At 68.9% G+C, this 23,234-nt stretch carries 24 protein-coding genes and 1 pseudogene; 12 read left to right on the plus strand and 13 right to left on the minus strand.

Features of this window, described 5'->3' with window-relative positions; translation table 11 throughout:
* Positions 1 to 195, plus strand: a pseudogene (locus tag ACWIFB_RS00005) (glucose-6-phosphate dehydrogenase (coenzyme-F420)); the annotation flags it as partial.
* A gap of 6 nt (positions 196 to 201) precedes the next feature.
* Here ACWIFB_RS00005 and ACWIFB_RS00010 read toward each other — a convergent pair.
* Entirely contained in the window at positions 202 to 1,362 is a 1,161-nt protein-coding gene (locus ACWIFB_RS00010; RefSeq protein WP_454056898.1) for a phosphotransferase family protein, read from the minus strand.
* Between the two features lie 289 nt (positions 1,363 to 1,651).
* On the opposite strand from ACWIFB_RS00010, the gene ACWIFB_RS00015 reads away from it, so the two are divergent.
* Positions 1,652 to 2,632, plus strand: coding sequence for an LLM class flavin-dependent oxidoreductase (locus ACWIFB_RS00015; RefSeq protein ID WP_454056899.1), 981 nt, complete (start codon positions 1,652 to 1,654; stop codon positions 2,630 to 2,632).
* Positions 2,633 to 2,656: 24 nt separating this feature from the next.
* Here ACWIFB_RS00015 and ACWIFB_RS00020 read toward each other — a convergent pair whose 3' ends face one another.
* Positions 2,657 to 4,594, minus strand: a complete 1,938-nt coding sequence (locus ACWIFB_RS00020; RefSeq protein WP_454056900.1) for a potassium transporter Kup — start codon at positions 4,592 to 4,594, stop codon at positions 2,657 to 2,659.
* 248 nt (positions 4,595 to 4,842) lie between these two features.
* Between ACWIFB_RS00020 and ACWIFB_RS00025 the strand changes: the two genes are divergently transcribed.
* The 5 genes from ACWIFB_RS00025 to ACWIFB_RS00045 all read left to right on the plus strand — a co-directional run bounded on the left by ACWIFB_RS00025 (position 4,843) and on the right by ACWIFB_RS00045 (position 8,643).
* A complete protein-coding gene (locus ACWIFB_RS00025) occupies positions 4,843 to 5,565 on the plus strand; it encodes a dihydrofolate reductase family protein (protein ID WP_454056901.1) in 723 nt (240 codons plus the stop codon).
* A 174-nt stretch (positions 5,566 to 5,739) separates the two neighbouring features.
* Positions 5,740 to 6,195, plus strand: coding sequence for a MarR family winged helix-turn-helix transcriptional regulator (locus ACWIFB_RS00030; RefSeq protein WP_230929797.1), 456 nt, complete (start codon positions 5,740 to 5,742; stop codon positions 6,193 to 6,195).
* A gap of 11 nt (positions 6,196 to 6,206) precedes the next feature.
* Positions 6,207 to 7,787: an MDR family MFS transporter gene (locus ACWIFB_RS00035; protein ID WP_454056902.1), complete on the plus strand. Its 1,581-nt coding sequence runs from the start codon at positions 6,207 to 6,209 to the stop codon at positions 7,785 to 7,787.
* Positions 7,788 to 7,933: 146 nt separating this feature from the next.
* The gene (locus ACWIFB_RS00040) at positions 7,934 to 8,170 is read left to right on the plus strand and encodes a hypothetical protein (protein WP_295648699.1); all 237 of its coding nucleotides are present in this window, start codon (positions 7,934 to 7,936) and stop codon (positions 8,168 to 8,170) included.
* Complete coding sequence (locus tag ACWIFB_RS00045) at positions 8,167 to 8,643, plus strand: BLUF domain-containing protein (protein WP_230929799.1); 477 nt, start codon at positions 8,167 to 8,169, stop codon at positions 8,641 to 8,643. Before ACWIFB_RS00040 ends, ACWIFB_RS00045 begins: the two co-directional genes overlap by 4 nt.
* 278 nt (positions 8,644 to 8,921) lie before the next feature.
* Here the strand turns inward: ACWIFB_RS00045 and ACWIFB_RS00050 are convergent, their stop codons facing one another.
* Together ACWIFB_RS00050 and arsB are read right to left on the minus strand one after the other, a co-directional pair.
* Positions 8,922 to 9,407, minus strand: a complete 486-nt coding sequence (locus ACWIFB_RS00050; RefSeq protein WP_230929800.1) for an arsenate-mycothiol transferase ArsC — start codon at positions 9,405 to 9,407, stop codon at positions 8,922 to 8,924.
* Entirely contained in the window at positions 9,404 to 10,540 is a 1,137-nt protein-coding gene (gene arsB / locus ACWIFB_RS00055; protein ID WP_295648692.1) for an ACR3 family arsenite efflux transporter, read from the minus strand. Before arsB ends, ACWIFB_RS00050 begins: the two co-directional genes overlap by 4 nt.
* A gap of 61 nt (positions 10,541 to 10,601) precedes the next feature.
* Here arsB and ACWIFB_RS00060 point away from each other — a divergent pair, with 61 nt between their 5' ends.
* From ACWIFB_RS00060 to ACWIFB_RS00070, 3 genes are all read left to right on the plus strand, one after another.
* Positions 10,602 to 11,018, plus strand: a complete 417-nt coding sequence (locus ACWIFB_RS00060) for an ArsR/SmtB family transcription factor (protein WP_454056903.1) — start codon at positions 10,602 to 10,604, stop codon at positions 11,016 to 11,018.
* Positions 11,019 to 11,091: 73 nt separating this feature from the next.
* On the plus strand, positions 11,092 to 11,913 hold the full coding sequence (locus ACWIFB_RS00065; protein WP_454056904.1) for a siderophore-interacting protein: 822 nt from the start codon (positions 11,092 to 11,094) through the stop codon (positions 11,911 to 11,913).
* Between the two features lie 78 nt (positions 11,914 to 11,991).
* Entirely contained in the window at positions 11,992 to 13,485 is a 1,494-nt protein-coding gene (locus ACWIFB_RS00070; RefSeq protein WP_454056905.1) for a glutamine synthetase beta-grasp domain-containing protein, read from the plus strand.
* Positions 13,486 to 13,550: 65 nt separating this feature from the next.
* On the opposite strand, the gene ACWIFB_RS00075 is transcribed toward ACWIFB_RS00070, so the two are convergent.
* From ACWIFB_RS00075 to ACWIFB_RS00090, 4 genes are all read right to left on the minus strand, one after another.
* A complete protein-coding gene (locus tag ACWIFB_RS00075; RefSeq protein WP_454056906.1) occupies positions 13,551 to 13,832 on the minus strand; it encodes a type II toxin-antitoxin system RelE family toxin in 282 nt (93 codons plus the stop codon).
* Entirely contained in the window at positions 13,829 to 14,104 is a 276-nt protein-coding gene (locus tag ACWIFB_RS00080; protein ID WP_230929806.1) for a type II toxin-antitoxin system Phd/YefM family antitoxin, read from the minus strand. The genes ACWIFB_RS00075 and ACWIFB_RS00080 overlap by 4 nt, the downstream gene beginning before the upstream one ends.
* 78 nt (positions 14,105 to 14,182) lie before the next feature.
* The gene (locus ACWIFB_RS00085) at positions 14,183 to 15,262 is read right to left on the minus strand and encodes a phosphotransferase family protein (RefSeq protein ID WP_295648678.1); all 1,080 of its coding nucleotides are present in this window, start codon (positions 15,260 to 15,262) and stop codon (positions 14,183 to 14,185) included.
* Positions 15,259 to 16,395: a TIGR03857 family LLM class F420-dependent oxidoreductase gene (locus ACWIFB_RS00090; protein WP_454056907.1), complete on the minus strand. Its 1,137-nt coding sequence runs from the start codon at positions 16,393 to 16,395 to the stop codon at positions 15,259 to 15,261. Before ACWIFB_RS00090 ends, ACWIFB_RS00085 begins: the two co-directional genes overlap by 4 nt.
* A 252-nt stretch (positions 16,396 to 16,647) precedes the next feature.
* On the opposite strand from ACWIFB_RS00090, the gene ACWIFB_RS00095 reads away from it, so the two are divergent.
* Positions 16,648 to 17,283, plus strand: a complete 636-nt coding sequence (locus ACWIFB_RS00095; RefSeq protein ID WP_454056908.1) for a maleylpyruvate isomerase family mycothiol-dependent enzyme — start codon at positions 16,648 to 16,650, stop codon at positions 17,281 to 17,283.
* Positions 17,284 to 17,389: 106 nt separating this feature from the next.
* On the opposite strand, the gene bioD is transcribed toward ACWIFB_RS00095, so the two are convergent.
* From bioD to bioB, 4 genes are read right to left on the minus strand one after another with little or no spacing between them, the layout of a single operon-like run.
* A complete protein-coding gene (bioD, locus tag ACWIFB_RS00100; RefSeq protein ID WP_454056909.1) occupies positions 17,390 to 18,148 on the minus strand; it encodes an ATP-dependent dethiobiotin synthetase BioD in 759 nt (252 codons plus the stop codon).
* A complete protein-coding gene (locus ACWIFB_RS00105) occupies positions 18,145 to 19,290 on the minus strand; it encodes an 8-amino-7-oxononanoate synthase (RefSeq protein WP_454056910.1) in 1,146 nt (381 codons plus the stop codon). Before ACWIFB_RS00105 ends, bioD begins: the two co-directional genes overlap by 4 nt.
* A complete protein-coding gene (locus ACWIFB_RS00110; protein WP_454056911.1) occupies positions 19,287 to 20,639 on the minus strand; it encodes an adenosylmethionine--8-amino-7-oxononanoate transaminase in 1,353 nt (450 codons plus the stop codon). Before ACWIFB_RS00110 ends, ACWIFB_RS00105 begins: the two co-directional genes overlap by 4 nt.
* A 1-nt stretch (position 20,640) precedes the next feature.
* Positions 20,641 to 21,852: a biotin synthase BioB gene (bioB, locus tag ACWIFB_RS00115; protein WP_452100033.1), complete on the minus strand. Its 1,212-nt coding sequence runs from the start codon at positions 21,850 to 21,852 to the stop codon at positions 20,641 to 20,643.
* Between the two features lie 107 nt (positions 21,853 to 21,959).
* On the opposite strand from bioB, the gene ACWIFB_RS00120 reads away from it, so the two are divergent.
* Positions 21,960 to 22,490, plus strand: a complete 531-nt coding sequence (locus tag ACWIFB_RS00120; protein ID WP_452100032.1) for a TetR family transcriptional regulator — start codon at positions 21,960 to 21,962, stop codon at positions 22,488 to 22,490.
* 116 nt (positions 22,491 to 22,606) lie between these two features.
* Here ACWIFB_RS00120 and ACWIFB_RS00125 read toward each other — a convergent pair whose 3' ends face one another.
* Complete coding sequence (locus ACWIFB_RS00125) at positions 22,607 to 23,191, minus strand: CAP domain-containing protein (RefSeq protein WP_454056912.1); 585 nt, start codon at positions 23,189 to 23,191, stop codon at positions 22,607 to 22,609.
* Positions 23,192 to 23,234 lie beyond the last annotated feature (43 nt).

Here is a 23,234-nt window from a genome sequence, read left to right on the forward strand (position 1 = left end):
GACGAGTTGCCCATCGAGCAGGTCGCCAAGCGCTGGATCGTCGCCTCCGACCCCGACGACGCGGTCGAGCAGGTCAAGCAGTACGTCGACGCCGGCCTGAACCACCTGGTCTTCCACGCCCCCGGCCACGACCAGAAACGCTTCCTGGACCTGTTCTCCACGGACCTCGAGCCCCGACTGCGCAACCTGGCGTGAGCCCTGTCAGTCGGCGATGAGCCTGTAGAGCATGGTGTTGTGCAGGACATAGTCGTCCGGGTTGTCGGGGGCCTCCGCCTCACCGAACTCGATACGACGACGATGAATTCGTGCCAGGATCACCGCCTGCCTCAGGCCCGCGTAGGCGTAATAGAACGGCAGATCGCGGACCGTCCGGCCCGTGAGTTGTTCGTACTCGCCGATGACCTGGTCGTGGTCGAACAGGTCCGGGATACCGGGGAAGCCGTACGTGACCGCCAGATCCTGGAACAGGTCGTGGAAGTACAGGAACCAGCCCAGGTCCACCTCGGCCGGCGCGAGGGCCGCCATCTCCCAGTCCAGCACGGCGGTCGGGGTGGTGCCCTCGTAGAGGATGTTGCCGATCCGGGCATCGCCCCAGCTGAGCACGTCCGGGCCGGGGTCCGCGGGCCAGTTGGCTTCGATCCAGGCGAAGGCCTTCTCGATCACCGGGATCCTCAGGCCGCCCTCGCGGACCGTCCACTCGTAGTACTCGCGCTGCTCGTCCACGTGCGCCCGTAGGCCGTCGTCCTCGCCGGGACGGGCCGGGGCGAGCGAGGGGAGGAGCTCCGCGGGCCTGTCGATCCCGTGGATCGCGGCGAGCACGGCCACGGACTCGCGCTGCAATTCCGCCCGCTGCTCGGGGCTCATCTCGAGCAGCCAGCCGCCGAACACGTACGGGGGGTTGTCGACGGGCGCGACGCCGGTGGCCCGGTCCATCACCAGGAACGGCGACCCCAGCACTGCCGGGTCCTCCTCGAGCCAGCGCACGAGCGGGACGGGCAGATCGGTGTGCTCGCCGACGACCCGCATCACGTCGAACTGCCGGGCCAGGTCGTACACCGGGAACACCGGGAAGGCATCGTCGAGCGGGCACATCCGCGCCACGAGCTGTGCGGACTCTCGCTCGCCGGTGTCCGCCGACGTCCAGGAGGCGTCGAAAAGTACCGAGATGTTGGACATCCCCGACGCCTCCGGCCGGGTTACCTCGCCCACCTCGACGCCGCCCCGTCCGTCGGGTGCGTCACCCGCGCCGCCGGCGACTTCGGGGCGTCCCGACAGCCACGACGTGAGGCGACGGCGCAGGTCGTCGAGATCGGCCTCGCCGGACGTCACCGTCTGGTCCAGCGGCTTGTCGGTCTGTGTCATTGTTCGTCAACCCCTCACCGGGTGCCTGATGGCGCGGGCTGTGCTCGCGGCCGATTTCAGTGTGACGTACGACATATCGGATGGGGCTCGAATCGGGACCCCGGCGGAGGCAATGGTGGGGGAGGGGGAACGTTGTCGTCGTCGTCACTCCTCCGGCGCCCCCGCCGGGGCTTGGTGATCCGTCACAGACCGGGGGATTTAAGTAGCATCGCGAACATAGTGCCGCGGAGTCCGCCTGCGGGTGTGGACTCCTCCCGCCGGCCCCCTCGACAGCAGAAGGCGAACCCACATGGCCATCCCCCTGAGCATCCTCGACCTGGTCTCCATTCCCGAGGGCTCCACCGCCCGCGACGGGATCGCCGCCTCGATGAAGTCCGCCAAGCTCGCCGACGAGCTGGGCTACCACCGACTCTGGTTTGCCGAGCACCACAACACGCCCAACCTCGCCTCCAAGGCCACCTCGCTGCTCATCTCGCAGGCCGCCGGCGTCACCGAGAACATCCGCGTCGGCTCCGGCGGCGTCATGCTGCCCAACCACGCGCCGCTGATGGTGGCCGAGCAGTACGGCACCCTCGCCAACATCCACGGCGACCGTATCGACCTCGGCCTCGGCCGCGCCCCCGGCACCGACGGCATGACCGCCCAGGCGCTGAGCCGCTCCTCCGCCGAGCCGCAGGCCTTCGCCCAACACATCTACGACCTGCAGGGCTGGTTCGGCGAGTCCGGCACCGCGCACAGCACCCCGATCTTCTCTTCGGTCTCCCAGGGCATGGAGGTGCCGATCTGGGTGCTCGGCTCGACCGTCAACGGGGCCTCCATCGCCGGCCAGCTGGGCCTGCCGTTCTCGCTGGCCTCGCACTTCGCGCCCGACCAGATCGATGACGCCGTGCGCGTGTACCGCGAGACGTTCAGCACGGAGGCGCCCACCGCGCGGATCGAGAAGCCGTACGTCATGGCCGGCATCAACGTGATGGTCGCCGACACCGACGAGGAAGCGCGGCGGCAGTTCACCACCATCCAGCAGATGTTCCTCGACATCCGTAGCGGGCGGCAGCGCAAGATCCAGCCGCCCGTCGACCCGTCCGAGTTCCCGGGCGGCGTGCCGTCGATGCTCGACATCAGCGCCGTGGGGTCGCCGGACACGGTGAAGGCGCAGTTGGAGGTGTTCGCCGAGCGCACCGGCGCCGACGAGCTCATCACCGTGACCTACGCCTTTGACCCGGACGTGCGCGACCGCTCGCTGAAGCTGCTGGCGGGCGTCTGGTTCTAGACCCCTGGGGCCCGGAGCATCGCGTCAGATGTGCAGCACCTCGCCCATGACCACCGTGCGGTCGGGCGGTAGGTGGAACACCTCGGTGCGGTTGGCCTGGTTCTTCTCCATGGCGAGGAAGAGCCGCTCGCGCCAGTGCCGGAAGCCCGGCGGGCGCGCCGGCCGGAGGGCGAGAACGGACAGGAAGAAGGTGGCCTCCTCGTGGGCGAAGGTCAGACCGTCCAGCCGCTGGGAGGCCCGCGCGAGGTGTAGCGGGATGTTCTGGGACTCCGTGAACCCGACTCGCACGGTAACTCTGACGACCTCGCCCAGAGGGGTGGCAAACGTGTCCATGCGGTACTTGTCCGCGGAGCGGGCCCGGGGGACGTTGCGATGCTCCAACCGGACCAGGATCACCTGCTCCGGGAAGATCTTCAGGTCCGACACGCAGCTGACCAGGGCCAGTGGTGTGGTGTCCGGGTCGGAGTGCGGAAATACCGCCACCTGCGGGGAACGCTGCACCGACTCCTCGTTGAGGCAGGCGAGGAAATCGTCCAACGGTCGCTCCAGCTGCCTCCGCGCGGAGGCGACCGTCGCGTGGCCGCGGCGCCAGCACGTCATCACCACCACTACGGCCGCAGCCAGAAGGACGGGAAGCCATCCGCCCTCGGGGAGCTTGGTGGCGTTGGCTGCCAGCAGGACGAGCTCGAGAGTGCCCACCGTCGCGACGTAGAGGGCGACCACCGGCCACCTCCAGTGCCAGACCGACACGGCCAACACCATGAACAGCAGGGACTCGAGCACCAGGGTCCCCGTCACGGCGAACCCGTACGCACTGGCCAGCGACTCGGACGAGCCGAAGAGCAGCACCACGGCCAGGACCGCGACGAAGAGCAGCCAGTTGAGGGCCGGCACGTAGATCTCGCCCGCCCGGCGCCTGGAGGTGTACCGCATCGCCAAGCGCGGCAGGAGGGACAGGCGGACGGCCTGGTGGGCGATCGAGAACGCGCCCGAGATGACGGCCTGCGAGGCGATGATCGTCGCCGCCGTGGCCAGCACGACGAGCGGGACCTGCAGAACATCAGGGGCGAGGTGGAACAGCGGGTTGCCCACCGCGTCCGGGTGCGAGATGACCAGTGCGCCCTGGCCCAGATAGACCAACGTCAGCGCCGGCAGCACGACCAGGAACCATGCGCGCCTGATCGCGGATGCGGAGAAGTGCCCCAGGTCGGCGTACAGCGCCTCGGCGCCGGTCACGGTGAGGACGACCGCGCCGAGGAGGACGAACGCCTCGAAGGGATGCCGCAGGAGGAGATCGAACGCCCAGTGCGGCGACAGGCTGGTCAGGATTTCCGGGTGGGCGACGATCTGCGGGACCCCGAGCAGTGCCAGGGCCACGAACCACACGACCATGATCGGACCGAACGCCCCGGACACCCGGGTGGTGCCGTAAGGCTGGACGAGGAACAGGGCGATCAGGATCGCCACGGTCAGCGGGACGACAGCCGACTCCAGGCCCGGCGCGCTGACGGTCAGTCCTTCTACCGCACTGAGCACCGAGATCGCCGGTGTGATGACCGCGTCACCGAAGAACAGCGCTGCGCCGAGGATGCCGATGATCGTCACCATCGCGCCGATCCGGTGCCCCGGGAGCCTGCGGCGGAGCAGTGCCACCAGTGCGAGTATCCCGCCCTCGCCGTCGTTGTCCGCGCGGATCACCAGCAGCACGTACTTGACCGTCACGATCGCGGTGATGGTCCACAGGACCATCGAGATGATGCCGTAGACGTTGTGCGGCGTCACCTCCACGGCGTTGTGGCGCATGCTGAACGCGGTGTGCAGGGCGTACAGCGGGCTGGTGCCGATGTCGCCGAACACCACCCCCAGCGCGCCTACGACCAGCATGGGTCGAGCCGGCGCGCCGCGCTGACCAGCACGTAGGAGCCGGGGAGCGCGCAGGCCCAGTCGTCCGAGACCGTTCACCGGATAAGTGTGCTCCTCGCTCCTGCCTCGCGCCAGGTGTGGTGCGCCTCGCGTCGGATGCGACAAGGTGTATGTCAGGGGCCGGGCCATTCGTCAGCCTGTCGGGTGGCGGCCAGGATCGCGGAGCTCTCACGGGTGCTGCCCCTTGGGTTACATCCTGCGGGACGCCTATCGGAGCACGTGGAACTGGAGCGACGGCTGTCGGCTTCGCTTGCGTGCCGGTGTTCGGCGCTAGCAGAATCGGTCCTGTGGCCGCATCGCAACAGACCCTCCGCGCCGCCGTCTTTCTCGGGCTGAGCGTCGACGGCCGCATCGCTCGGCCTGATGGCGACCTCGAGTGGCTGACCAGCCGCGGCGCCGCCGCCGGGGACGCGGGCTTCACGCCCTTCGTGGAGTCAGTTGAGGCTGTAGTGATGGGCCGGCGAACCTACGAGGCCATCGCTTCCGACGAGCACTGGCCCTACCTCGATCGGCCGATACATGTGATCAGCACGTCCCTCGCAGCAGACGGAGATCCCCGGATCACCGTGCATCGCTCCGGCGAGGCGGCTATCGACGCGCTGCAGCGGGACGGCTACCGGCGCGTCTACGTCGACGGTGGCGAGACCATCCGTTGGTTCCTTGCCTCCAAACTTGTCGACGAACTCACGCTCTCCCATGTGCCCGTGCTCATCGGCGACGGGCCCTCACTGTTCGGGCCGCTGGGCGAAGACGTGCATCTCAAGCATGTCCTCACCGCGGTTCTCGACGGCGGAATGGTCCAGACCGCCTACCGCGTCCGGGGAGGACCGACGTCGCCCGCAGCCACATATGGCAAGCGGGAGGTCACCACGCGTCCCGTCCCAGTCGAAGAACCCTCACTGGACGCTCTCGCCCTCGACCCCGATCACAGCGGGCCGCAGCGGCCAGTGTCCTGTTCCAGTGCCGAGCCTTCACCGGGACGGAGCGCGGGCCACGTCTCAATAATTTAAAGGTTTTCGAGACACATGAACTCGCCCGGGGAGGTGGCCAGTTTTTGAACCAGTTTCGTAGACCTGCAGTCACCCGCCATTGTCTCACCCAGTCGTTTTGACGGGCTGCTGGCGACACGGCAAAGCTGACCGTGTCTATAGTTGCGTGCAGCAAGCAACTATGAAGGAGTGGCAGTGACTCGACGCAGTGACGCCGGCGAGATTCTCGTGGAGCTTGTCCGCACCTTGCGTCTGTTCCGGTACGCAGGGCAGCACCGCGGACAGGAGGACATCTCTGGCACCAAGGTCGGCGTGATGCGGTTTCTGATCGACGGTGACGAACGATCGGGGGAGATCGCACATCGACTCTTCCTATCCCCGTCCGTCGTGTCGCGGGCAGTGGACTCGCTCGAGGTGGACGGGCTGGTCTGTCGGCGTCGCGATCCTGACGATGCTCGTGCCTGGCTGATCTCGATCACTGATCGCGGCCGAGTGGACTTGCAACGACGTCAGCAGGCGATTGCCGACCGATTCGCGGAGATCCTCGCCAGAGACACCGAGCTCTGCCCCGCCCGGACGCTCCAGTTACTGAAGAAACTGAACGACCACCTCGACGAGCTCGCTGCGACCATGACCGCGGGAGAGAAATGAGTCAACGACCTATGGCTGAACAGGCCAGCGCGCCTCCCGGATACCAGGCGTTACCTCATCGCGAGGTGCTCCAGGTGATGACCGGCCTCTTGGCCGCACTGTTCACCGCCTTGATCTCCAACACCATTGTGTCCACGGCGTTGCCCACGATCATGGCCGACCTCAACGGCACCCAACGCCAGTACACGTGGGTGATCACCACGAGTTTGCTGATGATGACCGTCAGTACACCGGTCTGGGGCAAGCTCTCGGATCTGTTCGATAAGAAGATGCTGGTTCAGCTGACCATCGTGTTGTTCGTGGTGGGTTCTGTTGCGGCGGGCCTGTCCACGTCGGTGGCGATGATGATGGGGGCCCGCGTCGTTCAAGGAATCGCGATGGGCGGGCTGATGGCCCTGGTTCAGTCCATCATGGGTTCGATCATCGCCCCCCGGGAACGCGGCCGTTACGCCGGATATATGGGCGGTGTCATGGGCATCGCGACAGTCTCCGGGCCACTGCTGGGCGGTGTGATCACTGATGGCCTGGGATGGAGGTGGACCTACTTCGTCTGCGTCCCGCTCGCCGTTGTGGCGATGGTTCTCATCCAGGTCAAACTCCGTATCCCGTTGATCGAATCCAGAAAGGTCACGATCGACTACGCAGGGGCCGTGCTGATCGCGCTCTGCGCGGCGCTCCCGATGTTGTGGGTGACCTTCGCGGGCAGCGAGTACGCATGGGTTTCCTGGCAGTCTGCAGCGTTCATCGGCGCGTTCGTCGTCGTGACCGCGGCGGCGGTCATCGTCGAGCTGCGGGCTGCCGAGCCGATCGTGCCCATCCGGGTGCTGCGGACCAACACCGCAGCATTGATGATCGTCGCCAGCTTGGCGGTGGGTGTGGCGATGTTCGCTCCGGCGGTGTTCCTGACTCAGTACTTCCAGCTGGGTGGGGGCTACTCACCGACCCAGGCCGGGTTGCTCATCTTGCCGATGATCGTCTTCCAGACGGCGTCCTCGGCGATCGGTGGGATGATCGTAAGCCGCACCGGCCGGTGGAAGCCGATCATGGTCATCGGCAGCATCCTGATGGTGACTGGTCTCGCGGGCCTGGGGATGGTCGACCACACAACCGGGTATCTGTGGGTCGCGGTGTCGATGGCGTTGATGGGGATCGGTGTAGGAACCCTGATCCAGAACATCGTGCTGGCAGTGCAGAATATCGTCGACGTCCGGGAAGTCGGAGCCGCTTCCGCGGCGATCGCGTTCTTCCGATCCCTCGGCGGAGCGATCGGTGTCTCCGCACTCGGCGCTGTCTTGACCAACGAGGTCGCTGCTCAGATTCGAGACCGTCTCGGCGAGCTTGGTATGACGAGCGGACAACTGGGAAGCAGCGAAGGCTCGGCAGAGACCAGCCTGGACATCAGTGGTCTGCCGGCGCCGATCCAGCAGATCTTCCATGACTCCTACGCTGATGCCTTCGGGCATCTGTTCATGGTCACGGCGCTTATCGGAGTAGTCACCGTGGTCGCGGTTCTGGCCGTTCGCGAGACGCGCCTGCGGACCACTGTGGAGTTGAACCCCACCCCTACGAGTCAGGAGAACGAATCGCCGTAGCCCCCATCGAACGCTGGCGCCGGACGGAAGCGAGCCGTAGCAGGAAAGCGTCGGCGACGCCTCGCTGGTCCGGTGGTGCGGCGGGTGCACCTCTGGCAGAGTCGTCCAACGATTAAGTCACACGTCCAGATGGTGATGAGGCAACGATGAGCCAGACAGTCGACGGGGACCGGCAGGTCCGTTGGTCGCAAGTGGAGGAGAAGTTCTTCGTCGGCAACTTCAGGGGCAATTTCGTCGGCTACATCGACCAGACTGTCGATGGCACGTTCAGGAAGTTCGACAAGATGTCGGTGCTGCGAGGCGAGGCCAGCACGTTGGAGAGCTCCATGGCGTTTCTGAACGAACTGTACTTCGCCTCGTCTGGTGGAGGGGATCGTCAATGACCGCCGTTGTGTCCACCGATCGGCCGTCTGGGACGGGCGACCTCAAGTATCTGGTGTACTCCAGTGTGGCTACGCGACCGATGTCGCACACCGATCTCGAGTCCATCCTGTTCACCGCCAGGCGGCACAATCTGCAAGCGGGCATCACCGGCGCTCTGCTGTACAGGAGCAATTGCTTCATCCAGTTTCTGGAGGGACCCCCGTCTGAGATCGACTCGCTGATGGAGAGCATCTGTGTCGATGACAGGCATGCCCGTGTGCGTGTTCTGGTGGTGGAGCGGGCGGTCGAGCGTAGTTTCGCGGACTGGAGAATGGGGTTCGGCGCCCCCGCGGACACTCGGCCGACCGGGGTCGAAGGGGTCCGGGACAGCTTCGATGACCTGACGAGCAGTTCGGACGACGCCGTGGTGCGTCAGGCGGCCGAGGACTTTTCGATCTGGTTCAAAGTCAAAGAGGGTTCGCGTCTGTCCTGAGGCGGCCCCGTGGCCGCGACGATGCGGGCCGAGGGGCCGCAGGACGATTCGAACGGTCGCCTCCATCTCGTTGTCGGATGCCCGGCGGCCCATCATCACCGGCGCCACGTCACCGGAAGCCCGTATCGATCCCGAGCCGTTCGTCCGCTCGGTCCTGGAGCCGATCGGGGTGAGGCGCACCAAACGGGTCGCCACCATGTCGTCGCTGGGGTGAGACCGGGCGCTCCGGCCGAGCAGGCTCAGTGCGATTGGCGCGGTGCCCGTGGCGCGTTCCGTGGTCAGCGCGGCGATGGGTCGGCCCGTTCCGCGGTGAATTCGGCAAGGAGGTCGTGGACACGGCGGTCGATGTCGTCGCGAATCAGGCGCATCCTCTCCAGTCCGTCGATGCCCCTACCCGAAGGCTCATCAGTGATCCACGTGATGACGGTGCGGGCGGTGTCGTCGTCGGAGACGCCGACATCACCCCGCGCGACGAGGTCTCGTGCGGCGTCGGCGCCGAGCACCACCACCCGGTCCACGCGGCGCAGAAGGTCGGGGTCGATCGCGCGGGGCACCTTACCGGACATGTCCGCGCCGAGCTCGGCCACCGCCTCGGCCGACAGCGCGTTGATCGTGGGCCCGGGATCGGTCCCCGCCGAGTGGACCTCGACCGCGTCGCCGGCGCGGTGGCGCATGAGTGCGGCCGCCATCTGTGACTTGCCGCCGTTGCGTACACACACGAACAGGACGCCGGGGACCCGAGGCTGCGGGGCGTTCGCGGTCATGACGGGTCTGCGCCCGGAGCCGGGGTGGGCACGGTGGTCCGGGCGCGGCGGGGCAGGCTCGAATCGCCGGGGAACAATCGCGGTCCGAGCCACAGCGCGACGTACACCAGCCCGACCAACACCGGGACCTCGATGAGCGGACCCACCACACCTGCCAGGGCTTGGCCCGAGGCGATACCGAACGTGCCGATGGACACCGCGATCGCGAGTTCGAAGTTGTTGCCCGACGCCGTGAACGCCACGCTCGTCGACTTGGCGTAGTTCAGCCCCACCGCGCGCGAGACCAGCAGACTGAAGAAGAACATGAGCACGAAGTAGAGCAGCAGCGGAACGGCCATCCGGGACACATCCAGCGGGCGGGTGGTTATGGCCTCGCCCTGCATCGCGAACAGCAGGACGATGGTGAACAGCAGGCCGTACAGGGCCCACGGGCCGATCCGCGGCAGGAAGGTCCCCTCGTACCACTCGCGTCCCTTCGCGCGCTCGCCGACCACGCGCGTTCCGAAGCCGGCCAGCAGCGGGATCCCGAGGAACACCAGGACCGAGCCGACGATCGCCCAGACCGAGAACTCGGCCGAGACCGTCTCCAGTCCGAGCCACGACGGCAGGACCTGCAGGTAGAACCAACCCAGCGCACCGAAGGCCACCACCTGGAACACCGAGTTGATGGCCACCAGTACGGCCGCCGCCTCGCGATCGCCACACGCCAGGTCGTTCCAGATGAACACCATCGCGATGCACCGCGCCAGCCCCACGATGATCAGTCCCGTGCGGAATTCCGGCAGGTCCGGCAGGAATACCCACGCGAGCGTGAACATGAACGCCGGGCCGATGATCCAGTTGAGCAGCAGCGACAGGCCGAGCAGCTTCCGGTCGCCGGTCACCCTGTGGGTCTCGTCGTAGCGCACCTTGGCCAGGACGGGGTACATCATGACCAGCAGGCCGACCGCGATTGGGACCGAGATGCCACCGACCTGCACCGAATCGAGGGCACGGTCCAGGCCGGGGACGAAGCGGCCCAGGAGCAGTCCGGCCGCCATCGCCGCGAGAATCCAGACGGCCAGGTAGCGGTCGAGGAACGACATCTCCTTGGCGACAGGGGTGACACTGCGCGCAGAAGTGGTGGCGCTCATCGGATGTGCGGCTCCCGTCAGATCGATAGATGTCTATGGATAAGGCTAGGGTGACGTATTGATGATCGTCAATCTAACCTCGTGGGGAGGCGGTGAGGGTATGGCGACGACAACGACGACGACGAGTTCAGTGGCAGGCGCGGCGCTGGTCGGCGACCCCGCGGCGGGCGGATGCTGCTCGCTCTCGCGCACGCCCGTCGACGCCCCCACCGCGGAGTCGATGGCCGCCGGGTTCAAGGCGTTGGCCGACCCCACGCGGCTCAGGCTCCTGTCGCATATCGCTGCGCGGGGCTGCGAATCCGTGTGCGCCTGCGACCTCCTCGATGTGGTGGACATCAGCCAACCCACGGTCAGCCATCACCTCAAACGTCTCGTCGAGGTAGGTCTGCTGACCCGCGAGCAGCGTGGCAGGTGGGCGTATTATACCGTGGCCCGTGACGCCCTGGACCAGCTGCGCGGATTCCTCGACCTGTCCTGATTTGCAATGGTTCCCGGGGCGGGCGGCTGACAGAGGGGTGCCCGTGCGAGATAGGTAAGGCTATCCTCGGTCCATGGGGAGAAAGAAGAACACTCCGACCGATCGCCAGTTCACCATGGCGCACGTACGGCGCACCGAACGCATCACTCCCGGCTTCGTCCGCCTGACCCTCGGCGGGCTGGACCTCCTGGAGCCGCGAGGGCACGACCACTGGTGCCGACTCTTCTTCGCGCGCGAGGGGCAGGATTCGCTGCAGCTGCCGACCCGTACCAGTGAGATCGGTTGGTACCTCCAGTATCTCGCCACACCCAAGGCACGGCGCCCGTGGGTCCGGGCGTACACGGTCCGCGCCGCCCGCCCTGACACGAGCGAGGTGGACATTGACTTCGTGATCCACGGAGACGAGGCAGGGGGTCTGGGACCGGCAGCTCGGTTCGCGCTCGATGCCTGCCCTGGTGATCGCCTGGGGTTCCTGGACCAGGGCATCGGTTTCACGCCTGATCACCCGCACGACTGGACACTGCTCGTCGGTGATGAGACGGCGTTGCCCGCCGTGGCCGGAATCTGTGCCTCACTCCCGGAGGCGGCCCGGGGGATCGCGATCATCGAAGTCCCCACGGCCGGCGACCGGCAGAAGTTCCGGGTGCCACCCGGGATGGAGGTGCGTTGGGTCCCTCGCGACGAGTCGTCATCGGGCGCCGACCGGCCGGGGCAGCTCGCGCTGGACGCGGTAAAGACGACCGTTCCACTGGACGGCGTCGTCCACGCGCACCTCATCGGCGAGTCCGGTCTCGCCACGGGGGCTCGCCGTCACCTCGTGCAGGAGTGGGGCGTGCCCAAGCGGAATGTGGACTTTGTCGGCTACTGGCGTCACGGGAGACCTGCGACGACCTGACCGGGCTCTGCTCCGACCTGCGGAGCGGGAGTCGTCGGCTCGACGGCCCGTCCCGCCCTGACGCTGGTAGAACGGGGTATGGCCATCGACGCACTGGAACCCCACCCACTGGTCCGCCTGCTCGGCAAGCCCTCGGCCGACTTCACCGCCGGTGACCTCGCGCGGGCGGTCGAGCAGTTGGAGCTGCACCAGGTCAACCTGCGCTACGTCGGCGGCGACGGGCGCCTCAAGGCGGTGGCTTTCCCCATCAATTCGCGCGAGCACCTCCTCGAGGTGCTGACGCGAGGCGAGCGCGTGGACGGCTCCAGTGTCTTCGCCGGCACCGATACCGAGTCCAGCGACGTCTACATCGTCCCGCGTCACCGCACCGCCTTCCTCAATCCCTTCGGCGAGCGGCGCTCGCTCGACGTGTTGTGTTCCTTCTACGACGACGCCGGCAAGCCGCTGCCCCACGCACGCGAGCAGATCGTGCGCCGCGCCGCCGAGGTGCTCGCGCAGGAGACCGGCATGACGCTGGAGGCCTTCGGCGAGCTGGAGTACTACCTCGTCGACGAGCCCGAGAAGATCTTCCCCGTGGAGGAGGAGCGCGGCTACCAGGAGTCGGGTCCGTTCTCGAAGCACCGGCGGGTTCGAGAGGAGGTGCTGGGCCACCTCAGTGCGATGGGCGTGCCGCTCAAGTACGCCCACGGAGAGGTCGGCAACATCCTCGAGGAGGACCGGCAACTGGTCCAGCACGAGATCGAGCTCCAGCCCGTGCCGCTGGAGCAGGCGGCCGACAATCTCGTCCTGGCCAAGTGGGTGGTGCGCGAGGTCGCCTACGCCCATGGTGTCGAGGCGACATTCGCCCCGTTGGTGAGCGGCGAGGGCGCGGGAAACGGTCTGCATTTCCACAGTCGGCTGGTGCGCGATGGTGCCAACGCCATCGTGGGGAAAGACGGTCTCAACGACACCGGGCGTCGACTGATCGCCGGCTACCTGTCCGCAGCGAGGGCGCTGTCCGCGTTCGGCAACACGGTCCCCACGTCCTACCTGCGATTCGCCGAGGGAGACGAGTCGCCAGAGGACATCTGCTGGGGCATGAAGGACCGCACCGGGCTCGTCCGGGTGCCGTTGGCCTGGGGCGGCGGCGTGTTGGCCGACATGGTCGCGCACGCCAATCCCGGCGGCACCGAACCCATCCCCGAACCCGCCACGGATCACCAGACCGTCGAGTTCCGGCTCGGGGACGGCTCGGCGGATGCGCACCTGCTGCTGGCCGGCATGGCCGTCGCGGCGACGCGGGGGCTCAGCGATCCGGAGAGCCTGGAGCTGGCCGAGCGGCTCAGCACCCACGATCACGATGACTTCGAGAGTCTGCCCACCTCGCGCCGGGAGGCCGCCGACGCACTCGAGGCCGAGCGCGAGATGTTCGAAGCCGACGGCGTCTTCCCCGGTGCACTCATCGATGCCCTGCTCGCGGATCTCCGCGACTCCGATGAAACCTACGACAACGACGGCAACGACACCGCCGCGGCCGGAGACGATGCGGCCGATCGCGAGGAACTCATCCGCCGTCACTGGCACGTCGGCTGAACGGTGGTGGCCGAGCAGAGCGGGGACGGTGTGACCGCCTGCCCGGCGAGCCCCGGAGTGCCGCGTCAGGTGCGGTAGACGTGGGCGCGATGGTCAATGTCGATGATCACCACGGTGTGCTGCTCCTCGTCGACGCGGAGCAGGACACGATAGTCCCCCCGCCGTGCGCTGCGTAATCCCTCGAGCTCGTGTCGCAGGGGCTTGCGCAGTCTCAGCGGATTCGCCGCAAGGGGGCCCGAGATGAACTCGATGATCGCGTGGACGACGCGCCCGGGCAATCTCGACAGCGCTCGCCGGGCCGGGGAGGCGACCTCGACGTTGTACGGTGACGCGTTCTCTGCGCTCACCGTGGTGGCAGACCGTATGCGGAGCGAAGGTCGGCGAGGGATGTGGTGTCACCCGCGGCGTACTCGCGCTCAGCGTCGGCCACGGCCTCTCGGGTGTCCGTACGGGAGAGCCAGTAGATCGTCTCGCGCAGGGACTCCAGATCGTCAGCCGACATCAAAACCGCAGCCGGCCGGCCATGCCGGGTGATGGTGATGATGTCGTGGGTGGTCTCCGCGCGTTCGACCAGTGCCGACAGTGTGTTCTTGGCCTCGCCCAGCGGGATCGTATCCATGATCGACACTATAGGCTGATCAATAGCCTTTCGATAGCTCAAAGTGAGGCCCAAATAGGGGCCCGGGCGTTTCGCTCGTCAGCCTCTTCGGACCACCGCGAGGGCGCCATGGTCGGCGATCGCCCGGCAGGACCGCCGCATGAGCAGCGCGAACATCTCGTCACCCCGCGCGGTCCGGGTGCCGTACATCCACCCGAAGATCCCGACCACCGGAGTCTGCAGTAGCCCGTAGACGTAGTCGTCCCAGCACTCGTCGACCGTGTAGTCCGTCACGCCGTACCCCACGAGGGCGCGGTGGTAGTCGGCGACGATCCCGCGCTCCGCGGCCCGCCGATCGTCCACAGTGAGGCTCGAGCCGAGGAACCCGCCGAGGTCCCGGCCGGGCAGCCCCGTGGTGAGCGTCTGCCAGTCACACGCCAGCGAGGGCAGCCGCCCCGCGGGGTCGATCAGCATGTTGTCGGCCCGGTAATCGGCATGCAGGAGTCCGAAGCGCTCGGCCCGGCCGTTGGCCCACTGGGCGATGAGTGGCGCGATCTCGGACAGGGCCTGCCGCTCGTCGGGGGAGAGGCGATCCCCGAGTTCGGCGAGGAATGACTCCAATGCGGGCCCTCCCAGTTCCTGCAGGGCCACGTTGTCGTCGTCGGACGGCACTGACAGGTCCGCGGTCTCGCGCAGGGACGGATCGCACCACCGCGGGCCGTGGAGGCCGGCGAGATTCACGGCGCTGTCACGCGCGTCGGCGACGGACAGTCCGGCCAGCTGGTCGCCCTGCACGCGAGGCGCGACGTCGTCGAGCACGAGCGTGAACTCGCCGTCCCGCTCGCCGAGGGCCGCGAACCGGCAACGCGGCACCCGCACGTCCACCGTCGGCGCGAGGTCGCGGTAGAACAACACCTCGCTGCGATACACGCCGTGCAACAGGGGACGCATGCCCTCGTCCGGGTTCGGCAGCTTGACGAACAGCGTCGGTGGGAGCTCGTCGCCCTCGACATGGGCTCGGACGCAGCACCCGATCTGGCCGGTCCCGATCGTCTCCGTGCGCACCGAGTGCACAGTTGTGGCGAGCGCCGTGGAGAGCCACTCCGCGGTGACCTCCTCCGGAGTGCAGGCGACGGCGGGGCGGGCCGCGTCCGCCTGTGGGGTCTCGACGACGGTCATGACGGGGTGTCCTTCCGGGAGAGGAATCTTCCTGGATTGAGATCGAGGTGGGCGAAGCGCGCAGGGTCGCGCCGTGGCCGCCACGCCTCGAGCACGGGCGCGAGCTCGTCCGGGGTGGTGCCGTGCAGCACCACCGAGTCCGCGCCGAGCGCCAGCTGGGCCTCGATCCGGTCCGCGCAGTGGCTCGCGCTGCCGACGGCGGCGCAGTCGAGCCACTCGTCCGGCAGCACGTCACGGGCGTGCCGGAGGATGTCGAGATCGTCGGTCGCGTCGAGCGCACCTGCGTGGGCGGACAGGCGCTCGTCTGAGCGAAACGTCTCGAGCCCGGCCGCGTCCCAGCCGTTCACGCGGACCAGGACGTCGCCGTATCCGGTCAGGTAGGTGGCCAACCGGCCGGCGAGCTTGCGCAGGCGCGCGGCCTCATCGAGCGAGTCCTCGATGGTCGCCATCACCGACCAGATCCGCACCGATGCGGGATCGCGACCGGTCTTCTCGGCGGACTCGCGGACCAACCGTACCGACCGCTCTACCGCGGCGTCCGACATGAAGGTGTGCAGCACCACCCCGTCGGCCAGCCGCCCGGCCAGGCGCAGCGAGTTGTCGCCCATCGCCATGAGCAGGATCGGGATGTCCTCGTCGAAGGAGGTGTCCTGCACCAGGTAGGGGTAGGTGCCGGCGGGGCCGTCGTGCCCGGCCACCGCGCCGCCGCGCCACAGGGTGCGGTAGATGCCGATGGCGTCGGCGAGCTGCGCCGAGGTGACGTGGGGCAGTCCCATGATGTCGAACAGCAGCGGGATGCCCCTGCCCAGTCCGAACGCGTAGCGTCCGCCCGACATCCGGTGCAGCGTGGTGGCCATGGTGGCCGTGACCAGAGGGTGACGGGTGTTGTGATTGGTCGCGGCCGTGCCGATGCCGATGCGGCTCGAGGCGGCGACCGCGGCCCCGGCCATCACTCCGGCGTCCTTGAGGGCGAAGCGCTCCGACAGCAGAATCGACCCGAGTCCGAGCTCCTCTGCGCGGGCCGTCTCCGTCAGCAGGTCGGCCGGTGATGCGGAGTGGCCGGCCAGCCCGTAACAGGCGAGCTCGGGCATGAGCGGGGCGGCGGTGACTTCTGCGGTGTTTTCTGCGGGCATGGGGGCTTTCCGGCGGTGGGGCCTCACGGGTCGTCGGCAACGGACGCCCGGTGATGCGGGTCACATGGTCGTGTCGATCGTACGGCCGGGAGAGGGCGGCGGGGCCGGTTCGCGGGCCCGGGTAGCGGTCGAGGAACGACAATCCCGTGGCAATCTGTGGCTCCGCGGCTTCCGCGATCTCTCCTGGCCAACCGCCGACGTCGGGAATACTCGAGCCCGGTGGAGCGGTGGCGGCGACGAAAGGCATCGAGCATGGACATCTGGAAGGCGACGCACCAGGCGCGTCAGGCTCTCGCGGATGACCTGGCCGGGCTCGATGATTCGCAGTGGCGTCAGCCGACTCTGTGCGCCGAATGGGACGTCGAGCATGTCGTCGCCCACCTCAGCGCGGCGGCATCGGTCGGAAAATGGGCGTGGATGCGCAGTATCGTCGGGTCTGGGTTCCGGCCTACCGTGCACAACGACCGCCGACTGCGTGAGCATCTGGGGTCAACGCCCCGGGAGACGCTCGAGATCTTCGGTGCGGTGATCAACTCGACAGTTGCCCCGACGGGTGATCTTCCGGCGTACCTGGGCGAGGTGATCGTGCACTCCGAGGACATCCGATACCCACTGGGGCTGCCGAGCCGATGCGACGTCGACGCGGCCACCGAGGTCGCGCGGTTCTATGTGTCCCGGAACTTCACGGTGAACAGCAAGTCCGCCGCCGCCGGGCTGAAACTGCGCGCCACCGACGGGCCGTTCAGCGCCGGCGACGGGCCCGAGGTGAGCGGCCCGACCCTCGCGCTGGTGATGGCGATGGCCGGCCGCCGGAGCGATCTCGACCAGCTCACCGGCGACGGCATGCCCCTGCTCGTCGACCGGCTGGACCGCGGCGCCGCCAGGTAGCACCATAGCTGGCGGCAACGAGAACTCGCTCGACGAGATGCGCGAGGAACGCCGAGAAATCAAGCACCGTGTCGAGCGAACTCTGCCGCGTCGTGGGCGGTCGCACTCAGGTGCTGATCGCCGCCGGTAGAGAACGCTCGAGCGTGGCGACCGTGTTCGCCTCGAACCAGTCCGGAGCGCGACGGACGAACTCGTCGGGAGTGAGCCCGCCGGCGCCGTACGGGACACGGCCCAGCACCGGTACGCCGGTCAGACGCGGCAGGTCCTCGAGGTTGCAGCGGTCGGCCAGATTCGGATCGAACGGCCACGAGCCCACCACCACTCCCGCGCATCGCAGTCCCGAGGCGTCGATCGCGCGGACGGTGAGCTCGGTGTCCGACAGCGTGCCCAGACCGGCCCGCGCCACCACGACGAGCGGGGCGTCGAGGGCGGCGGCCAGGTCGAGGATCGTCAGGTCGGTCCCGAGGCGCACGAGCAGCCCACCCGCGCCCTCGACCAGGTCCAGGCGCCGCGGCGGCGACCCGGTGGCGTGGTCGCCCGTGCCGGGTGAGCCGAGCCAGTCGCGAATCGGACCGAGCAACTCCTCGCGCGTGGACTGCGGCAACCCGGCCACTCGGGCGGCGGTCTCGGGCGCGAGCGGATCGGGCAGCCTCCGCACCTCGAGTACCCGCTCCACGCCGGACAGCCGCGCCGCCTCGTGGGCGTCGCCGGGCTCGCCGGGCGCCAGCCCGGTCTGGACCGGCTTGCAGATGCCCACGTCCAGCCCGGCCGAACGTCCCAGCGCCGCCAGTGCCGCAGTCGCGATGGTCTTACCGACGTCGGTCCCGGTGCCGGTCACAATCACCGGACGGTCGACGGCCGTCATGCCGGGACCCTGCTGTCGGCCAGTACCTCGGTGAGGACATCGCACGCGGTGGCCAGGTCGGCATTGGAGAGGTCGGCGCGGGCGGTGAGCCGCAGCCGCGCCGTACCCTCCGGGACCGACGGCGGCCGGAAGCAGCCCACGCGGAGCCCCAGCTCAGCGCAGCGCTGCGAGGCCGCGTAGGCGCGTTCGGCGTCGCCGAGGATCACCGAGACCACCGCCGACGAGGGCCGGTCCGCGCCGGTCACCTCCGCCAGGCGTTCGGCAACCTCGAGCACGCGGTGCGCCCGCTGCGGCTCGCGCCGCAGCACCGCCAGTGCCGCTCGCGCCGCGCCCACGCTCGCCGGCGCCAGCCCGGTGTCGAAGATGAAGGTGCGCGCGGTGTCGATGAGGTGGTCGCGCACCCGCTCCGAGGTCAGCACCACCCCGCCCTGCGACCCGAGCGCCTTGGACAGCGTCGCCGTGACCACCACGTTCTCGTGCCGTGTCAGCCCGAGCTCGTCCACGAGCCCGCGCCCGCCGGCCCCGCGGACGCCCAGCCCGTGGGCCTCGTCGACGAGCAGTACAGCCCCGTATCCCTCGCACGCCGCGTGCAACGCGGTCAGTGGTGCGAGGTCGCCGTCGGCGCTGTACACCGAGTCGGTGACGACCAGCGCCCGCTCCTCGGATCGCCCCGCGAGCGCCCGCTCCACGGCCGCGACGTCACCCCGTTCGACGACGACGACGCGCGCCCGCGACAACCTGCACGCGTCCACGAGCGAGGCGTGCGAACCACCGTCGGAGACGATCAGCGACCCGCGCCCGGACATTGCCACGACCGCGCCGAGATTGGCCGTGTACCCGGAGGAGAACACCAGCGCCGAGGGGCGGCCGGTGAAGCCGGCGAGCTCGTCCTCCAGTTCCTTGTGGTCGGTGGTCGTGCCGGTGACCAGTCGAGATCCGGTCGCGCCGGCGCCCCACCGGCGGGTCGCGGCGATCGCGCCCTCGAGCACCTCGGGGTGGGTGCCCAGGCCGAGATAGTCGTTGGAGGCCAGATCGAGCACGCCGTCGCCGGCCGTTCGCGGGCGCAGGGCCCGGTGCAGGTGGCGGGCCCGCCGGTTCGCTGCGGCGGCATCGAGCCAGTCGAGCGTGGGGGAGTGGGTCATCGTGTTGCTCCTACCCGCGCCCCGGCGAGGGCTGCGGCACAGATCGTGTCGATCTCGTCGTCGCTACAGATGTAGGGCGGCATCGCGTAGATGAGATCCCGGAAGGGGCGCAGCCACACGCCTCGCTCGGTGATGGCTGTTGTCGTCGTTGTCATCTCCACCGGCCGGTCAAGCTGGATCACGCCGATCGCTCCGAGGACCCGCACATCCACCACACCCGGGAGGTCGAGCGCCGGGGCCAGGCCGTCGCGCAGGCGCGCGGCGATCCGCGGCACCTGCGTGCGCCACTCGCCGGCCTCGATGAGGTCGAGCGAGGCACACGCGACCGCGCACGCCAACGGATTGCCCATGAACGTCGGGCCGTGCGCGAGTCCGCCCGCCTCGCCCGCGCTGATCACCTCGGCCACGTGATCGGTGGTGAGCGTGGCCGCCAGGGTGAGGTATCCGCCGGTCAGGGCCTTGCCCAGGCACAGGATGTCGGGCGCGACGCCCGCGTGGTCGGCGGCGAACAGCTCGCCCGTGCGGCCGAAGGCGGTGGCGATCTCGTCGAAGATGAGCAGGGTGCCGGTCTCGTCGGCCAGGCGCCGCAGCTCGCGCAGGTAGTCAGGGTGGTGGAAGCGCATCCCGCCCGCGCCCTGGACCACCGGCTCGACGATGATCGCGGCCAGTTCGTCGGCGTGATCGCGGATCGTGCGCTCGAGTTCGGCGACGTAGCCGGGGCGATAGTCAGCGGGCGGGGCGGGGGCGAACACCTGCTCGCGGACGACCCCGCGCCACAGGCTGTGCATGCCGCCCTCGGGGTCGCAGACGCTCATCGGGCTGAGCGTGTCGCCGTGGTAACCGCCGCGCCAGGTGGCCAGCCGGGTGCGGCCCGGACGGCCCAGCGAACGCTGGTACTGGATGGCCATCTTGGCCGCGACCTCCACCGACACCGAGCCCGAGTCCGCGAGGAAGACCTTGTTCAGCTCACCTGGCGCCATCTGGGCGAGGCGCCGGGACAGTTCCACCGCCGGTGCGTGCGTGAGCCCGCCGAACATGACGTGGCTCATCGTGTCGACCTGCCGGTGCGCGGCCGCATCGAGGTGCGGGTGCCGGTAGCCGTGGACGGCCGCCCACCACGAGCTCATGCCGTCGATGAGTTCGCGGCCGTCGGCCAGGCGCAACCGGACCCCGTCGGCCGAGGCCACGGGCAGCGGCTGCGTGGACGCCGGGAAGCCGCCGTAGGGATGCCAGACGTGCTCGGCGTCGGCGGCGAGCAGCGCGTCGGTCGGCTGCGGGTCCGCGGTCGACCGCGGGGGTGTGGCACACCCCGCGGAGATGGTCCCCGAGGTGGCGATCTGCGTGGGCATGTCAGGCGTTCGCGGGTTCGCTGGTGCCCGCGCCCCGCGTGCGGATCGCGACCGGATTCTGCTTGGGGCCGGCGGCGGACTCGGTCGCGACGGCCGCCGGCTCCGTGGCTGCGTCCTGGCCGGTGGGCGTCGGCGCGGTGGTGGCGTTGTCGTCGTCGCTGTCGCGGCGCCCGGCGCGCCCGCCCTCTGCATCGGTATCCATGCGCAGGACCTCGAGTCCCGCGTCGGCGATCATCTCCAGGTCGGCCGCTCCCGGCTGGCCCTCGGAGGTGAGGTAGTCGCCCAGGAACAGCGAGTTGGCCACGTACAGCGCGATGCCCTGCAGGTTGCCGAGGTGACGCTCGCGGCCGGCGGCCACGCGGATCTCGGTGTCCGGCGCGACGAAGCGGACCATCGCGAGGATGCGCAGGCAGTCGCGCGGGTTGAGCGTGTCGACGCCCTCGAGCGGAGTGCCGTCGAAGGGCAGCAGGAAGTTGACCGGGATCGAGTCGACACCCTTCGCGCGCAGGTCGAAGGCCAGCTCGACCAGCTGCTCGTGGGTCTCGCCCATGCCGGCGATGAAGCCCGAGCACGCGGACAGGCCGGCGCCGTGGGCCTGGCTGACGGTGTGCTCGCGGTCGGCGTAGGTGTGCGTGGTGCAGATCTCCTCGTAGTGGCTCTCGGCCGTGTTGAGGTTGTGGTTGTAGGCGTCCGCGCCGCTCGCGCACAGCGACTCGGCCTGGCCGTCCTTCAGTGCGCCCAGGCATGCGCAGACCTCGACGCCAGGCGTGTCCGACTTGATGGCCTCGATGATGTCGGTGACCTTGCCGACCTCGCGGTTGCTCGGGCCCGTTCCGCTCGCGACCAGGCAGACGCGCGAGGCGCCTGCCGCGATGCCTGCCTTGGCCGCGGTGACGGCCTCGTCGGTGTTCAGCCACGTGTAGCGCAGGATGCCGGCCGTGGAGTTGAGGCGCTGCGAGCAGTAGAAGCAGTCCTCCGGGCACAGGCCGCTCTTGAGGTTGACCAGGTAGTTGACCTTGACCTTGTTGCCGAAGTGGTGGAAGCGCAGGCGGGAGGAGGCGGCGACGACCTCCATGAGCTGGGCGTCCGGGGCGCGCAGAACGGCGAGAGCGTCGGCGGCGGAGACCTGGTTGCCCGCCAAGACGTGGTCGGCGAGTTCGTGCCAGCGTGGGGCGACGGGCTGCGGGGTGGCGGACTCGATATTGGCGGCCATGATTTCCTCCTGAACGACGTTCATTGAACGGTGTTCAAGGTAGCGGGGCGGGCCCGTCTTGTACAGCGTTCAGGCGCGGGGGTGCCCGGTCGGTAGGATCGGCGATCGTGGCCCTTTCCCAGACGTCGGTCGTCGATACCGCCCTTGAGCTCCTGCGCGAATCCGGGCTCGCGGGCATGTCGATGCGCACGCTCGCGACGCGGATCGGCGTCCAGCCCAGCGCCCTGTATTGGCACGTCCCGTCCAAGCAGGCGCTGCTCACCGGCGTCGCCGAGCGCGTGTTGGCCACCGTGCGGCCGGTCGAGGCGGGCGATTCTGCCGCTGCCGAGCTGCGGGCGATCGGCGAGGCGCTGCGTACGGCGGTGACCAGCGTGCCCGACGGCGCGGAGATCGTGGCGCTCGGGCTCGCGGCGGGGGCTGTGAACCCGGTGGCCGACGCCGTCGAGGCGGCCTGCGCGCGGTACGGCGAGGCCGACCGGGCGCCCGGGCTCACCACCGCGCTGACCGGCTACGTGATCGGGCTCGGGCTCGAGGAGCAGACGCACCACAACCTGCGGAGCGCGGACCCCCAGATGGCGGACGTCGACTTTGGCCCGCGTTTCGGGGCCGGGCTCGAGGCTCTACTCGCGGGGGTCTGAGGCGCGGACGAGCGGCCAGGGGCGTCCCGAGTTGGGCGACGGACTGCCGCGGGGGTCGGCGCACGGAATCTGGTACCGCGTGAGGCCACTCAGGTTCTGGGCGTTGTTCCTGGGGCCTAAGCGAAGTCGAGCACCACGTGGATGGAACCGTCGTCCGCGGTCGCCGTGCCCGCTCCGACCTGCGTGAACTCGCCGTCGAGCATCCGCTCGCGCATGCCGGTGTCGGCCAGGAGCGCAGTGAGAACATTCGGAGGCGTGGCCTGGGCCGGAAGGGTGAGAGTGGTGCGGTCTGTGGTCGACACGGCGTCCGGCACGGGTAGGTCGCCGGTCGCCGTACCGCCCGCGGCCAGTTCCCCTGCGCGGTCAAGGGCGTCGGACTCGAGGGCGGGGGAGGTCGTCAGCCGGTCCGCGCCCACGGCGGTCCGCGCCTCGTTGATGCCGGCCACGACCGTGCCGGCGAACGCCTTCTGGTTGATCTCGTCGGGTATCGCGGCGAGGTGGCCGGACTGCTCTTCGGGGGCTGGGTCTCCCGGCGCGGCCGGGGCGGCCGCGAGCCCGAACAGCGCGGCGATCCCTGCCAGGTCCACCGAGAGCGGAGCGGTCGGCCCGAACGAACTCTGCGCTGCGGCGGTGCCGGCGCCCATCGTGAGAAGGAGGGCGGAGGTTCCCGCGACGACGGCGGAACGGATCGGGTGACGCACGTGATGTCCTTTCCTGGGCGGCTGCCGGACCCGGATGGGTCAC

The sequence above is a fragment of the Dietzia sp. NPDC055340 genome (genome assembly GCF_053645335.1).

Excerpts from the sequence above, each read along its gene's own strand:
- ACWIFB_RS00010 (WP_454056898.1), bottom strand. The coding sequence starts at position 1,362 with ATGACACAGACCGACAAGCCGCTGGACCAGACGGTGACGTCCGGCGAG.
- ACWIFB_RS00015 (WP_454056899.1), top strand. The coding sequence starts at position 1,652 with ATGGCCATCCCCCTGAGCATCCTCGACCTGGTCTCCATTCCCGAGGGC.
- ACWIFB_RS00035 (WP_454056902.1), top strand. The coding sequence starts at position 6,207 with ATGGCTGAACAGGCCAGCGCGCCTCCCGGATACCAGGCGTTACCTCAT.
- ACWIFB_RS00040 (WP_295648699.1), top strand. The coding sequence starts at position 7,934 with ATGAGCCAGACAGTCGACGGGGACCGGCAGGTCCGTTGGTCGCAAGTG.
- ACWIFB_RS00045 (WP_230929799.1), top strand. The coding sequence starts at position 8,167 with ATGACCGCCGTTGTGTCCACCGATCGGCCGTCTGGGACGGGCGACCTC.
- ACWIFB_RS00050 (WP_230929800.1), bottom strand. The coding sequence starts at position 9,407 with ATGACCGCGAACGCCCCGCAGCCTCGGGTCCCCGGCGTCCTGTTCGTG.
- arsB (WP_295648692.1), bottom strand. The coding sequence starts at position 10,540 with ATGAGCGCCACCACTTCTGCGCGCAGTGTCACCCCTGTCGCCAAGGAG.
- ACWIFB_RS00060 (WP_454056903.1), top strand. The coding sequence starts at position 10,602 with ATGATCGTCAATCTAACCTCGTGGGGAGGCGGTGAGGGTATGGCGACG.
- ACWIFB_RS00065 (WP_454056904.1), top strand. The coding sequence starts at position 11,092 with ATGGGGAGAAAGAAGAACACTCCGACCGATCGCCAGTTCACCATGGCG.
- ACWIFB_RS00070 (WP_454056905.1), top strand. The coding sequence starts at position 11,992 with ATGGCCATCGACGCACTGGAACCCCACCCACTGGTCCGCCTGCTCGGC.
- ACWIFB_RS00080 (WP_230929806.1), bottom strand. The coding sequence starts at position 14,104 with ATGGATACGATCCCGCTGGGCGAGGCCAAGAACACACTGTCGGCACTG.
- ACWIFB_RS00085 (WP_295648678.1), bottom strand. The coding sequence starts at position 15,262 with ATGACCGTCGTCGAGACCCCACAGGCGGACGCGGCCCGCCCCGCCGTC.
- ACWIFB_RS00090 (WP_454056907.1), bottom strand. The coding sequence starts at position 16,395 with ATGCCCGCAGAAAACACCGCAGAAGTCACCGCCGCCCCGCTCATGCCC.
- ACWIFB_RS00095 (WP_454056908.1), top strand. The coding sequence starts at position 16,648 with ATGGACATCTGGAAGGCGACGCACCAGGCGCGTCAGGCTCTCGCGGAT.
- bioD (WP_454056909.1), bottom strand. The coding sequence starts at position 18,148 with ATGACGGCCGTCGACCGTCCGGTGATTGTGACCGGCACCGGGACCGAC.
- ACWIFB_RS00105 (WP_454056910.1), bottom strand. The coding sequence starts at position 19,290 with ATGACCCACTCCCCCACGCTCGACTGGCTCGATGCCGCCGCAGCGAAC.
- ACWIFB_RS00110 (WP_454056911.1), bottom strand. The coding sequence starts at position 20,639 with ATGCCCACGCAGATCGCCACCTCGGGGACCATCTCCGCGGGGTGTGCC.
- bioB (WP_452100033.1), bottom strand. The coding sequence starts at position 21,852 with ATGGCCGCCAATATCGAGTCCGCCACCCCGCAGCCCGTCGCCCCACGC.